Genomic DNA, 12162 nt, shown 5'->3' with positions numbered 1-12162 from the left:
CAAGGGCGAAGCCCGTCACGCCCTGGCCCAAGCCGTGTTCGTGCACAAGCAAGGCCGGATCGCTGATCGCACCTTGCAGAACCAACAGCACCGGGCGTCAGGCCTCAACCTGGTCATCGCCGCCATCGCGCTCTGGAACACATTATATATGCAGCGTGCCGTGGATCATCTCCGCACCAACGGCCAGGACGCGCCAGACCGTCTGATCGCCCATCTGTCATCGATGAGTTGGCAGCACATCGGCCTCACCGGCGACTATCTCTGGCGCGATGCCGCCCCCGCCGCCGCAGTCGGAGAACGGCCGCTTCATGATCCACGTGATCGCCTGTTCAGAGCAGCTTGAACCTCGTTCATGTAACGTTCTTCTTAGCGCACTTTAGCGAACAAACCCTGAGGTGAGCCCCTCTTCAACAGCGGCCTGTCTCCGGATGGCCGGCTCGCCGCCTGCCAGACCGGCAACGCCGACGGCGAGGACGGCAACAAGCTGACGATCTTCGACTTGGAGGCCGGCGTCGAACGCGCGAGCGTCGCCCCCGAATCCGGCTGGGCCCGCGACTATGTCTTTCCCGCAGATCACCAGACGATCTGCCTCAGTTACGAGGGCGCTCAGTATGCCTACGACCTCGACGGCCGCTTCATCGACCGACCCCGCTGGATCGCCGCCGGCCTGGCCAGGGGCGACGTCTATCTCATCCAGCGCCTGATGACGCAGGCGGGCGAGTCCCCCGAGCCGTCCGAGCGGGCCTCCTGGATCCAAGGCCTCACCGTCGCTCTGGCCAAAGCTTCGGACGACCCGCGCTTGCGCGCCCTGGCGTTCAAACTTCGCGGCCAGTGTCACGATCAGGCCGGCGCCGCGGACGCCGCCCTGGCGGACTTTGACGCCGCCTTGGCCCTCGACCCCAAGATCGGGGTCAAACGACGGGCTGACGCCCTGCGCCGCGCGCGCCTCGGCTAACGACGGTATAGGTTCAGCCGGGCCGTCACCTCGGCCTTCGGCAGACGACACCGGGGATGCCCCGAGGCCTTGACCAGGCCCGCCGCCAGCACCTCGAGGCTGCAGGCCCTCTGCGCTTCCAGCTGATCCAGAACCCAGAGCGTGCCGTGGACGTCGAGGGCATGGGCTTCGGCGGTGCGCCGAAGGCCCGCATCACCTGTCAGCAGCGTCCACCGCCGCCCCTGAGCCAGGGCGAAGGCGAAGGTGTCGGGCAAGGACAGGGTAGCGTCGGCGCGGCGAAGCACGGTCGCGCCCTGCACCTCGCCGGGCGACAATTCCTCAACCCGCAGGCCAAGCGCCAGAAGCCGGTCCCCCAAGGAGCCGGCCAGCTCGCGATGGAAGAGGAGGTCCGGCACGGCGAAATCGACCGCCAGCTGGAAGACCGACTCCAGCAGCTCGCCTCGTTCCAGGTCGATGATGACCGAGGTGTCCGAGACGAGGACCGTCATGGATCACGCCGCCTGGCCCAGGCGCGCGTCGAGGTCGCGCATCGAGATGCCCAGCATCTCGGCCGCACGGCTCTCACCGATCACGTTCTCGGCCAGGGCCCGCAGGCACAGCCGCTCGAAGCGCTTGGGCTCTTCCTCCTCGGCGAGCATGACCGCTGGTTCCTCGAACGGCGGATCGCGCCAGCCACGTCGCTTGAACTCACGATAGAGGTCGGAGAAGGCCTTGGCGTCGATGATGCCGAGATCCTTGCAGCGGAAGGCGATGGCCTGAACGCTGACCCCAAAGCGCCGCTTCAGCGCCACCAGCTCGCCGATGCTGATCGATGAGCGATGGGCGCCGACCTCGGCGCGCACCACATCGGCCGGCATGAGGAAGGCCCCGGCGAAGCGGTGCGCCGCCTTTTCCTCATCAACGCTGACAGCCGGCGCCATGACCATGTGGCCAAGCTCATGGGCGAGCGTGAAGCGCTTGCGCTCCGCCCAGATGTTTCGGCGCACCACGACCACCCGGGCGGCGTCACGGCCGTGGCGGCGCACACGCGCGGCGAGGCCGTCGATGTCATCGAGGTCGAGGGACAGCACCTTGATGCCGCGCTCCTCGAGCAGTTCCGCCAGCTTGGGGATCGGATCGTGGCCCAGGCCCCATTCCTCACGCACCGAGCGCGCCGCATCCTCGGCGTCGCGGATGTCGCTGACGGGGTAGGGGGCGCTGCGCGGTTGCTCCCAGTCGACGCTCTTCAACTGCAACAGGTCTTCAATCGCCAGGTAGCGCTCCAGCATCTGGATCGTCAGCGCCTCGACCGTCGCTTCTTCCTTGGCCGACGTCTTCTTGCGGAAGTCGACGCCTTCCAGGACCAGCTCCTCGTCGCTGAGAAGGTAGCCCTCGCTGACACCCAGCGCCGAGGCCAGCGCCATCAGGGCGCGCGAACCGGGCATGTCCTCGTTGCGCTCGTATTTGCCGATGGCCTGGGGCGACACCACCCCCTCCATCCGCGCCGCAAGCTCGCGCAGCGACAGGCCTGCGGAGGCCCGCGCCACCTTCAGTCTGCGTCCAATCATCGCCCGCTCCTCACGCCGGTTTACAAAACTCGCATCTAGGCGCATTTTTGTAAACCAATACCCCTTGATTTGGTTCGAGGGGTCCCCATGTCCCAGGCGAAATAACCCTGTTTCGCCCCATTTTGTAAACCGAGGAAGCCATGGCCTGGCCGCCGCCTTCGAAAGATCCCTTCGCCGATCCGCTGGACGCCGTCCTGGCCGAGATGGCCATCAACCTCCAACTTCCGCCTGGCCTGCACGCCAAGGCCGTCGACCGTTACGAGGCCGTCCGCACCTACATCGAACGGCCCGGCAGCCCGTTGCACGGTCGGGTGGCCTGCTTCTATCCGCAAGGGTCGATGCGGATCGACGCCACCATCTCCACCCGCGGCACCGACGACGAATACGACATCGACATCGTCGCCGAGATCACCGGCCGCGACGACGGACCCGAGGCCCTGCTCGACGACCTCGAAGCAGCACTCGCCGGCTATCCGGTCGGCAAGATCGTGCGCCAGACCCGGTGTGTCACCCTCTACTACGCCGACGGCATGCACCTCGACGTCACCCCGGCGCGCCGCACGGCCTACAAGGAGAAGGAGGGCGTGATCGCCCACGCCAAGAAGGGGGCCGGCGCCGCGCCCGGCCACTATGTGCCGATGAACGCCTACGCCTTCGGCGACTGGTACACCGCGCGCACCCCGACCGAAGAGCGGTTCGCCAAGGCCCTGAACGAGCGGCTCTACGCGCAGGCCGGCATCGCCTTCGCCGACGCCGACGTCCACGACGTGCCCGACCAGACGCCCCTGATCATCAAGAGCGTGACGACGGTGGCCCTGCAGCTGCTCAAGCGTCATCGCAACATCGCCTATGCCGACGAGACCGGCCGCGTGCCGCCCTCGATCGTTCTGTCCTGCCACGCGGGCCATGCGGCCCAGCCGGGCATGGGTCTGGCCGACATGGTCATCCGCCAGGCGCGCTGGACGGCGCGGGCGATCGACGAGGCGGCCCGCCAAGGCCGCCTGCTGTCGGTCCCGAACCCGGAGTTCTCCGCCGAGCTGTTCACCGATCGCTGGCCTGAAAACCAGACCCAGCAACAAGGCTACGCGCGGCATCTCCACACCCTGGCCAACGGCCTGGAAGCCGCCCAACGGGGCAATGTGCAGCTGGAAGACCTCCAGGCCTGGCTGCGGGTGCAGTTCGGCGAGCGGGTGGTGACGCGGTCGGTCAAGGCGTTCAACGACCGCCTCGGCCGCCAGGTGAAGGCCGGCCAGCACGGCTATACACCCAAGGGCGGCCTCTTCACCCCGGCGAAGCCTGCGATCATCGGCTCGCTGGCCAGCCTGGCGCCGGTCGCGGCCCGGGCCCACACCAACATGGGCGAGCGCCGCTTCTCGTGAGCCTGTCGATCGACACCCAGATCGAGGCGATGGCGCGGCTGTGGCCGACCTTCAAGCTGGTCCGCCGCGAAGGGGCGGCGGCGCTGTGGCAAGGGGCGGTTCGGCCGCTCCTGCAGACCTACCAGGTCGGGGTCTTCTATCGCGCGCCTCTGATGGTCGAGCGTTACAACGTGCGCATCGTCCAGCCCCGGGTCGAGATCTTGTCGCCAGCCCTGCGGCCGCGTCGCGGGGACGCCGAGGGCATTCTGCCCCACGTCTACTACGGGCCGGACGGCGAGGTGACGCTCTGCATGCTCGATCCGGACTCGAGCGAATGGTCCCCGGCCGACCTGCTGGCCGAGACGACCGTGCCTTGGATCACCGACTGGCTGGTCGCCTACGAGGGCTGGCGCGCCACCGGCGAATGGACCGGGACCGGCCGGCATGTGGAGCCCACCTGATGGCCAAGACGACGATCCCTCAGAAAACGCAATCGGCCCTTTGGGCTCGCGCCGGCGGCCGCTGCCAATACCGAGGCTGCAATGAAGACCAAGTCGGCGACCTGATCTCCGGGCGCGAAGACGCGACCTTCGGCTTCATCGCCCACATTGTCGGCGACAGCATCAAGGGCCCGCGCGGCGACGCCGTGCGCTCGCGGCAACTGGCGCGGTCGCTCGAGAACCTGATGCTGATGTGCGCCAAACACCACAAGCTCATCGACGTGGTGGATGTCGATGGCCACCCCGAGTCCCTGCTCCTGGCCATGAAGGCCGAGCACGAGAGCCGCATCCAGGTGCTGACCGCGATCGACGAAGATCGGGCCTCTCATGTCATCCGCTTCGGCGCCAACATCGGCGAGCACGAAGCCTTGGTCTCAACCAAGGCCATCTTCGCGGCGATGCAACCGCATCACCATCCTGCCGGCGGCCAGACCATCGACCTCGAGCTGGTCGGTTGCGCCTACAAGGACGACGAGCCGGCCTACTGGATGTTCCAGCGCGACAACCTGCGCCGGCAGTTCGACGCCAAGGTCAGGGGTCGGGTGGAGCGCCAAGAGGTGCGCCACCTGAGCGTCTTCGCCCTGGCGCCGCAGCCTCTTCTGATCGAGCTTGGCCGCCTCCTCTGCGACATCGTCCCCGCCACGGTGCGCCAACGTCACCGTGAACCGTCGACCTGGGCCTGGCAGCCCGACCAGCCGCCCATCGCCTTCACCGTGTCGCAACCCGCCTCGGGACGTGGCCGGCCGGTCGCCCTGAAGCTGAGCATCAGTGCGACGGTCACCGACGAACGCATCGCCAGCCTCCTCGGGGCAGACGTCGCCATCTGGTCGGTGACGGTGGACCAACCCCACAACGACATCCTGCGCCGACCGGAAGACCAGGCGGCGTTTCGGACCCTGATGCGCACGTTGTTCGATCGCATCAAAGCCGAACATGGCGAAGACGCCATCCTCAACGTCTTCCCCGCCATGCCCGCATCCCTGGCGGTAGAGCTTGGCCGCGTCTGGATGCCAAAATCCGACCTGGCGATGACGATCTACGACAACAACCGCGCGGCCGGCTTCATTCCCACAATCACGATCGGCAAGGACTAGAACGTCCGATCACCGCGCCGCCGCCGACCAGCCCGCCGCGATCGCTTCAGCGGCTGAGCAAAACCAACGCTCACCGCGGGCCGTGTCGATGCGCGTGGCGGCGTAGTCCTGCTGGCCGGGGACGTGGAAGATCCTCCGGCCCTTGGCGTTGATGTTGCCCTTGATCACACAGCCCGCCGACGGCGGGGCGGCCGGCGCCGGCTGGGCCTGGCGAGCTTCCGCCCGCCAGCTCGAAGGCGTCTCGAACCGCCCAGCCCACAGACCGCGCCGGGTCTGGCGCGCGTCAGCCTCGGCGGACGCATAAGCGCCGCGGCTAAAGGCGCGGTAGTCGACGGCCCATCCGGCGCGGACCAGGGCCGCACCCAAGTCGGTCGAGCCGACCCAACACCGAGAGACCGCCCGCCCGTAGGGGTCGCGGTCGCGCACCTCGCAGCGCACGGCTTGGCCTCCGATCAGGCGCGAAAGCTGGTCACGGGCGACGTCGCCGCAGGCATAGCCACGGCCCTGAGCGTCCTGACAGACCTGGCGGCCTTCGGGGGCATCGACGCCCCAGAGGCGGACCCGCTCGGCGCTGAGGCTAAAGGTGTCGCCATCAACGACCCGCGCGAACCCGGTCAACTCTGCCGGCGCGGCGGCCGCCATGCCCACCGCCAGGATCAACAACCCAACCCGCCGGATCATCGCTGATCCTTGCGCAGGGTGATCACCACCCGCTCGACGAAGATCTCGGCGACCTCGGCGGCGTGCAGCACGGCTTCCAGATATTGGCTCTTGATCCGGTCGGCCGCGATCTGGCTGGGCGTCGACAGCTGCAGCACGCCGTCTGTCAGGCCATGGAACCCGACCCGGCCGAACCAGCTGCCATAGGCCCCCTCGCGAACCAGCCGCCGGAGCGGCGCGGCGATCGCCTGCCAGATCGGATCGTCGGCGCCCGGCGCCGCCATCAGCGCCGCCGGTTCCGGCAGAGCCGCCGGCGGCGGAATATCCCCCTTGGCCTTGAGCACCCGCGCGAAATTCAGGCGCAGGTCCGGCGCCCCGCGCGGCTCATAGGAGGCCATGCGGCCGAAGTATTTGCAGGGGCTTCGGACGTCGGGATCCTCGATGGCGATCGCCAGCATGGCGATGGCGCGCACCCCGTGGCGCTTCAGGGCCCAGGCGAAGGTCTGATCGTTGTTTCGCTCGCGCTCGGGCAGCAAATCATCGACGGCGGCGGCCACCCGCGCGAGGTCAGCAGGCGTGATGTTGGCCGGGTCGGCCACCGCGGCAGGCCCCACCAGCGCGGCGATGAGTGGAGAGACCTGGAAGGCGGCCCTAAGCTCCTGGCGGACCATTTCCGCAGGCGCGGACCCCTCCGAAAAGGCGCTGGAGAAACCGCTTGCTCCCTCCGGAGAGCAAATGGCGCTGTCCTGTCGGCTCGCGGGACGTTGGTCCGAGGATTTGCTGTTGTTGCCGGTTTCGGCGGACGAAGGCCGCCGACTAGCAGACTGATGTCGCGCTGAAGGCGCGTCCTTTCCTCGTACAGGAGAACTGACGTTCTGATGGGACTGTTCTAGGCGAGTGAATCCTGGCGCCCGGGCGGTGCTTCTTTCACTGAAGACGACAGCTTCGGAATAGGCGGCCCTGCGGGCCTGGGCCGCTTCACGAACCGCTAGATCCGCAGCCTCCAATTCATCCAGGCGAGCCACGAGCGGGGCCAGGTCGTAGGCCTCGACCCCGGCCGGCCGGTTGGCGCGGGTGTAGTCGCGAACCATGAAGCCGGCCGCCTCCAGGGCCCTGCGGTGTGCGCGCGCGTTGCTCTCGGTGCAGCCCAGATAGTCCGCGATCAGGCTCGTGCCCGGCCAGACCGTCGCCACGTCCTGTTCAAGCCGGTCCTGGTTGAGATGCTCGACATAGAGCAGCAGGGTCATGCGCTGCTGCACGGTGAGCGTGGGCGTGCCCTTAAGGACCGCCGCGGCGATCCGCGCCACAGTGACGCCCGCCTGCCAGCGCCAGGCGCGGGCTTGGGCGCAGACCGCGTCGAAATTGGGGGCGCGCTTGGCGAAACCAGGTCGCCAATCGTCGCCGGCTAAGGCCGTTCGCATATCGTCCCTTCCTAACGGGGACGAGGCCGCTTCACGGGGGCGAAACCGGCAGGCAAAAGACCATAGGTCTCCTGTTCGAGGCCTTGACGACGCAAAAAGCGCCGCCTAGATTCAACTCGATCAATCAAGCCGCTGCCACACGGCGCCTGCGATTTCCGAGAGCCTCCCGCGCCAACGGGGGGCTCTCGCCGTTTAGGGGTCTCGTCTAGGTCAAGATGAAGTCCTCTGAGGTGACCGAGCGCGCGCGGAAGACCCGACAAGCGACTCAGTCGACGACAGCGTTCAGTGAGTCTGAGGATTCCTAAAGGCTTGGAATTGCACCCTTTTGGCCAAAAAGGGCCGATTCGGGCGGTTGACGCCGTTCGAGAAACGAGTCCGCTGAAGACGACTCAGGCCTCTAGGGGTTGCGGTTCGCTCGCCCCGTCCCACCACAGCTAGGGTTTAGCCGCTCACAAGCCTAAACGCCGGCGCCGCGCGCTTGCTCGCAGACCGAAGGTCTCCGACAAGGTAGAGCATGTCGGACGCCCTGGCGCACTTGCTGGAACTTCGCCTGCGCTTTCGGCGCAATCCAGAAGCACGCGCCTTGGTCGACCGCGCCCTGGCGCTTGTGGCAAGGGCGGCAGGGCCCGATGCGGATCCGGCGGTGCTGGACGCTGAGGTGGCCTATCTGGCCGCTGATCTCGCGCGACGTTTCGGAACGCCGAGCGGCTGCAGCCTACACTGAAGCGGTCAGGCGCTTGCGGGCTGCGCCTTGCGCCAGGCCTGGAAGCCTTTGTCGGCGTCGATGAAGGCCGCGAGGATGTGAGGGACGAGCTGTTCGAGCTCCAGGCTCTGCTCATTGGCCTGGGCGAAGGCGCGCTGGTAGTCGGCCAGGTCAACGGCGAGCTTGCCCTTCAGCTTCAAACGCAGGTCGGTTGTCTTCTCCTCGAGATCGATCTTGCCGAGGGCCAGGGCGGTCTTGGCGGGGCGCGTCATGGGCGTCTCCTTGAGTGGTCTGCAGGAAGCGGTCGATCGCCGTGAAGGCGAAGTCGGTGAGCTTGAGATTGAGGGCGTCGGTCTGACGGCGGATCCGCACGCACAGCGGTTTGGAGAGCCGCACCGAGACCCGGTCCTTGGCGCCGCGGACGGCGGGGAAGGTCACCGCCTCGCCACCATCGAGCGCCTCGACCAGCTCGCGGAAGGCGCGCTCATAGATCAGCCGAACACGGCCCCTGGGATTCTTGCGGGTGTTCAGGCGCTCGGCGGTGTCGAGCATGTCCTGGTGAAGGCCTTCCGGGAGGAAGAGGCCGAGCTTTTCTGCCGATGGGGTCATCGAAACACTCACGCTTACGGATACGGGGCGAGGATCATGTCCTTGCTGACAAGCACGCGGACGGGCCATCCGGCCCGGACACGCAGGGTGGGCTGGCGATTGAGATCGCGGCCCGTGATCTGCTGGCCGACTTGCTGAGTAGAGTTGGAAACCCCGCTGGCGGCCGAGTTGATGACCAGCGCGCCGGAGCTCCTGTTGCCGGCGTCCTGGGCGGCGGCGGCCCCGACACTGAACAAGGTCGAGAGGATCACCCCCCGCGCCAGCTGGCCGAAGTGTCCGTCGGTCTTGTCCTGCAAGCCGGCCGCGCCCGATAGATCCGCGCCCGCCATCGAGCCGATGTTGATGGAACGGCCATCGGGCATGATGATCCGGTTCCAGGCGATCAGGGCCCGGTTCTGGCCGTAGGCGATCTGGCTGTCGTACTGGCCGATCAGCCGTGAGCCCTGCGGGATCAACACGGTTCGCCCGGTCCTGTGGTCGTAGACCGGCTCGGTGACCTGGGCGATCACCTGGCCCGGCAGGTCGGAATTGATGGCCGTCACAAGGGCGGCCGAGATGATGCTGCCGGCCTTCACCTCCCAAGGACTCAGCGCAGGCTGCAGGGGATTGGTCAGATAGTCGTCTGTGCGGGCGTTGGCCGCGAACTGGCGCTTGGCGGCCTGGCCATTGGCCGGCTGCACCTCAGCGGCGGCCGGCTCTCCGGCGCCACCGGCGGACGCCGCGATCGGCCGAGCCAGCGCAGCGAGATCGGCGGACGCCGGTGCGGCGGCCACTGGAGGCGGGCCGCCAAAGAAGGGCCCCGAAGTGCGGGCAGCGAGCGCCTGCTCACGCGCGGCCTGAACAGTAGGATCAACTTGCGCCGGCGGGGGAGGCGGCGGCGGGGTCCCGGCGGCCAATGCACCCGGCGAGCCTTCAGGCGGCGGCAAGGCCGCCGTCCCTGGCAGGGCTTGAGCCTGCAACGCGGGATCGGCGTAGCCCGCCGCGTATTTGGTGGAGATCGCCGGCGTCTGGACCTGGCCGGTGTCGGCCGCGTCCGTCATTGCCTCTGGGCGGGCTTGTGGCGCGTGCGCACCGCCGAAGCCGAGATAGAAACCGAGCGCCACTATTCCGGCAAGGCCCGTCGCCCCGGCGATCAAATACTTGCGGTTCCAGCGCGTGACCGGGTTTCGTGGCGCGGCCAGGACGCTCTCCGGGGGCGCTTTGCGTGGCTGGGAACCCACAGGTGGGTCGGGCGGAAGATGGGTCACGAGCGCCCCCCTTCGCCGGTGCGGGTGATCCGCACGACGGTCTGCTTGCCCTCGCCAAGCCTCAGCTCCGCGACGTCGAGCAGTCGGTCCACGACGTAGTAGCCGCCGAGGTAGCGGTAGTTGACGAGCTGGGCCTGCTTGTCGGGTCCGATCAGGAACAGCGGCGGGGCCTCGGTCGTGGCCATGTCGCGCGGAAATTGGATGTAGGTCTTTAGCCCGTCATCGAAGACGCGGACCGGCTGCCAGCGCGGCGCGCGAAAGCCGTTGGCCTTGATGCGATAGCCAAAGTGCAGCGAGTCCACCGCCAGGCCCGAGGCCGCCACCCCCTGGGTCTCGGCCGCCTGAGCGGCCTGCCGCTCGCGCGCCTCCTCCTGCGGATAGTTCCAGCTGATGACGCTGGTGTAGGTGTCGCCCTCATAGCTGACCGCGTCGAGCAGGTAGGTCCGCTGGTCGGTCGTCAGGATGATGTTGGTGCGCAGGCCGCCGCGGATCGGCTTGACCATCACGATGACCTGCTGGGCCGCGCCCGAGCCTTGGACGGTCTCACCCAGAACCCAGCGCACCGTGTCACCCGCCGCCTTGGAGATCAGCTTTTCGCCGGGGCGCAGCGAGATTGCCGTCAGGAAGCGCGGGCTGGTGTGGACGGTGTAGAGCCGTCCAGGCTCAAAATCATAGTAGAGGGCCGCATTCACATAGGCCCCGGCGCTGGGGTAGTCGCGGGCGCTGCTGTTGGCGGACTGTACGGTCGTCAGCGCCGTCGGCCGCGCATAGGTGCGCGGCGCCGTGCGGCGTCTAGGCGCTGGCCGAGGCGGCGTCGCGGCCTGGGCCATGGCGACAGGCGCCGGCGGTGTCGGCCGGGCCGCGACAGGGAAAGTCGGTCGGGGCGCCGCCGTCTGGGCGACGGAGGGGCTCTCAGACGCGGCAAATAGAATGAGTAGGCCCGCCGCAGCGCCCAAGGAAAGCCGTCTGGGGGACAAGGCGCTCATAGCTCACGACTCCATTGAAACTCGGTGATGTAGATCCCCAGCGGATTGGCCCTCAGCTCGGCCTCGTTCTTCGGCGCCACGACCTTGGTGGTAAACAGCCCCGTCCAAGCTTCCGTCGCGCTCGACGTCCCGGCGTTGAACTGCGTCTCGCGCCACTGGACCTGGTAGGTGTGCGGACTGCGCGGCAGGACCGACACGATCTCGACGTTGACCGCCTGGGTGCCGGCGTTGGCGAAGGGGTCATTGGCCTTGGCGAAGGCGTTGAGCTGCCCGATCGCCGGCCCAGACACGAAGTGATAGGCGCCGGTCCAGTTGTCCCGGATGACGATGGGATCGATGCTCTTCGAGCGCGTCCGCCGAACCCAATCGGCGAGGAAGTAGCCGATCTCGGCCGTGGTCGGCTCGTAGGTGCGCCCCGCAAGCTCGATACGGCCCGGCCGCGCATAACGGTCGATGGGCACGACGTAGGTGGCGATGTTGGTGTTGTTGGCCTCGTAGATAAAACCGCCCAGCGCCAGGGCCGCGAGCCCCAAGCCCCCAAACGCCGCCATCCGCCAGTTCTTGGCCTGAACCACAGCCGAGCCGATGCGCATGTCCCACTCGCGGGAGGCGCGCAGGTATGGGCTCTCGACGGGGGCGGAGCTGCCGTAGCGGTCATTCGGTCGTTTGAAGGGGTTCATCGGCGCACTCTCGACTGGGGTCACTCTTCAGGTTCGTCATCGCGGCGGGTCGGCGTGGCGACGATCCCCGGACCACTGGCTTCGCCACCGGCCGTGGCCGCAGCAGCGCTGTCGCGGGCGGCGCCTGCGAGCCCGCCGCCACGGCGCGCCTCGGCTCGCGACACAACCGAGGATCCAGACGCTGGAGCGTCCGGCGGTGGGGGAGGGGGCGTCTCGCCTTCAGTAGGATTGCGGGAGGAGAAGAGGCGGCTGCCGGCTGCTCGACCTTCAGCGACCATCGTCGAGACCGGAGCTCTGGCGAAGTCGGCGGCCATGCCGCCACCGCCCGATCCGCCGCCGGACCCGCCGCCGCCTGGGCTAGTGCCACCTGAACCGAGACCGCCAGACGCGGCCCTGGCCGCC

At 67.9% G+C, this 12162-nt stretch carries 14 protein-coding genes; 6 read left to right on the top strand and 8 right to left on the bottom strand.

The genetic code is table 11. The features are described from left to right. Together FCU40_RS21065 and FCU40_RS21060 are read left to right on the top strand one after the other, a co-directional pair. Positions 1 to 343: Tn3 family transposase (locus FCU40_RS21065; RefSeq protein WP_168077631.1), on the top strand; the 343-nt coding region annotated here is incomplete at its 5' end. A gap of 156 nt (positions 344 to 499) precedes the next feature. Continuing rightward, positions 500 to 955 carry a hypothetical protein gene (locus FCU40_RS21060; protein ID WP_168077629.1) on the top strand — a complete coding sequence of 152 codons (456 nt, stop codon included), beginning with the start codon at positions 500 to 502 and terminating at the stop codon, positions 953 to 955. Here FCU40_RS21060 and FCU40_RS21055 read toward each other — a convergent pair. Then, positions 952 to 1443: a PIN domain-containing protein gene (locus FCU40_RS21055; protein WP_168077627.1), complete on the bottom strand. Its 492-nt coding sequence runs from the start codon at positions 1441 to 1443 to the stop codon at positions 952 to 954. The two genes, FCU40_RS21060 and FCU40_RS21055, sit on opposite strands and share 4 nt — an antisense overlap. A 3-nt stretch (positions 1444 to 1446) precedes the next feature. Continuing rightward, positions 1447 to 2502, bottom strand: coding sequence for an XRE family transcriptional regulator (locus FCU40_RS21050; protein WP_168077625.1), 1056 nt, complete (start codon positions 2500 to 2502; stop codon positions 1447 to 1449). A gap of 140 nt (positions 2503 to 2642) precedes the next feature. Between FCU40_RS21050 and FCU40_RS21045 the strand changes: the two genes are divergently transcribed. The 3 genes from FCU40_RS21045 to FCU40_RS21035 are packed head-to-tail and all read left to right on the top strand — an operon-like array spanning position 2643 to position 5454. Next, positions 2643 to 3881 (top strand): nucleotidyltransferase, encoded by a 1239-nt coding sequence (locus tag FCU40_RS21045; protein ID WP_168077623.1) that lies wholly within the window; start codon positions 2643 to 2645, stop codon positions 3879 to 3881. Then, entirely contained in the window at positions 3878 to 4321 is a 444-nt protein-coding gene (locus FCU40_RS21040) for a hypothetical protein (protein ID WP_168077621.1), read from the top strand. The genes FCU40_RS21045 and FCU40_RS21040 overlap by 4 nt, the downstream gene beginning before the upstream one ends. After that, positions 4321 to 5454: an SAVED domain-containing protein gene (locus tag FCU40_RS21035; protein WP_168077619.1), complete on the top strand. Its 1134-nt coding sequence runs from the start codon at positions 4321 to 4323 to the stop codon at positions 5452 to 5454. The genes FCU40_RS21040 and FCU40_RS21035 overlap by 1 nt, the downstream gene beginning before the upstream one ends. A 9-nt stretch (positions 5455 to 5463) precedes the next feature. Here the strand turns inward: FCU40_RS21035 and FCU40_RS21030 are convergent, their stop codons facing one another. Next, positions 5464 to 6135 carry a thermonuclease family protein gene (locus FCU40_RS21030; protein ID WP_168077617.1) on the bottom strand — a complete coding sequence of 224 codons (672 nt, stop codon included), beginning with the start codon at positions 6133 to 6135 and terminating at the stop codon, positions 5464 to 5466. Further along, positions 6132 to 7535 (bottom strand): DnaA N-terminal domain-containing protein, encoded by a 1404-nt coding sequence (locus FCU40_RS21025; RefSeq protein WP_168077615.1) that lies wholly within the window; start codon positions 7533 to 7535, stop codon positions 6132 to 6134. The genes FCU40_RS21030 and FCU40_RS21025 overlap by 4 nt, the downstream gene beginning before the upstream one ends. 514 nt (positions 7536 to 8049) lie before the next feature. On the opposite strand from FCU40_RS21025, the gene FCU40_RS21020 reads away from it, so the two are divergent. After that, on the top strand, positions 8050 to 8259 hold the full coding sequence (locus FCU40_RS21020) for a hypothetical protein (protein WP_168077613.1): 210 nt from the start codon (positions 8050 to 8052) through the stop codon (positions 8257 to 8259). A 5-nt stretch (positions 8260 to 8264) separates the two neighbouring features. Here the strand turns inward: FCU40_RS21020 and FCU40_RS21015 are convergent, their stop codons facing one another. From FCU40_RS21015 to trbF, 4 genes are all read right to left on the bottom strand, one after another. Then, positions 8265 to 8510 carry a DUF2274 domain-containing protein gene (locus FCU40_RS21015; protein ID WP_168077611.1) on the bottom strand — a complete coding sequence of 82 codons (246 nt, stop codon included), beginning with the start codon at positions 8508 to 8510 and terminating at the stop codon, positions 8265 to 8267. A gap of 351 nt (positions 8511 to 8861) precedes the next feature. Next, positions 8862 to 9887, bottom strand: coding sequence for a TrbI/VirB10 family protein (locus tag FCU40_RS21005; protein ID WP_241693675.1), 1026 nt, complete (start codon positions 9885 to 9887; stop codon positions 8862 to 8864). Positions 9888 to 10090: 203 nt separating this feature from the next. Next, positions 10091 to 10924: a P-type conjugative transfer protein TrbG gene (gene trbG / locus FCU40_RS21000; RefSeq protein ID WP_241693674.1), complete on the bottom strand. Its 834-nt coding sequence runs from the start codon at positions 10922 to 10924 to the stop codon at positions 10091 to 10093. 152 nt (positions 10925 to 11076) lie between these two features. Then, positions 11077 to 11760: a conjugal transfer protein TrbF gene (trbF, locus tag FCU40_RS20995; RefSeq protein ID WP_168077605.1), complete on the bottom strand. Its 684-nt coding sequence runs from the start codon at positions 11758 to 11760 to the stop codon at positions 11077 to 11079. Positions 11761 to 12162 lie beyond the last annotated feature (402 nt).

It is taken from the genome of Caulobacter sp. SSI4214 (assembly GCF_012184455.1).
Classification (GTDB): domain Bacteria; phylum Pseudomonadota; class Alphaproteobacteria; order Caulobacterales; family Caulobacteraceae; genus Caulobacter; species Caulobacter vibrioides_E.
The sequence above is the reverse complement of the archived record's forward strand: the minus strand, read 5'-3'. Positions and strand labels throughout refer to the sequence as shown.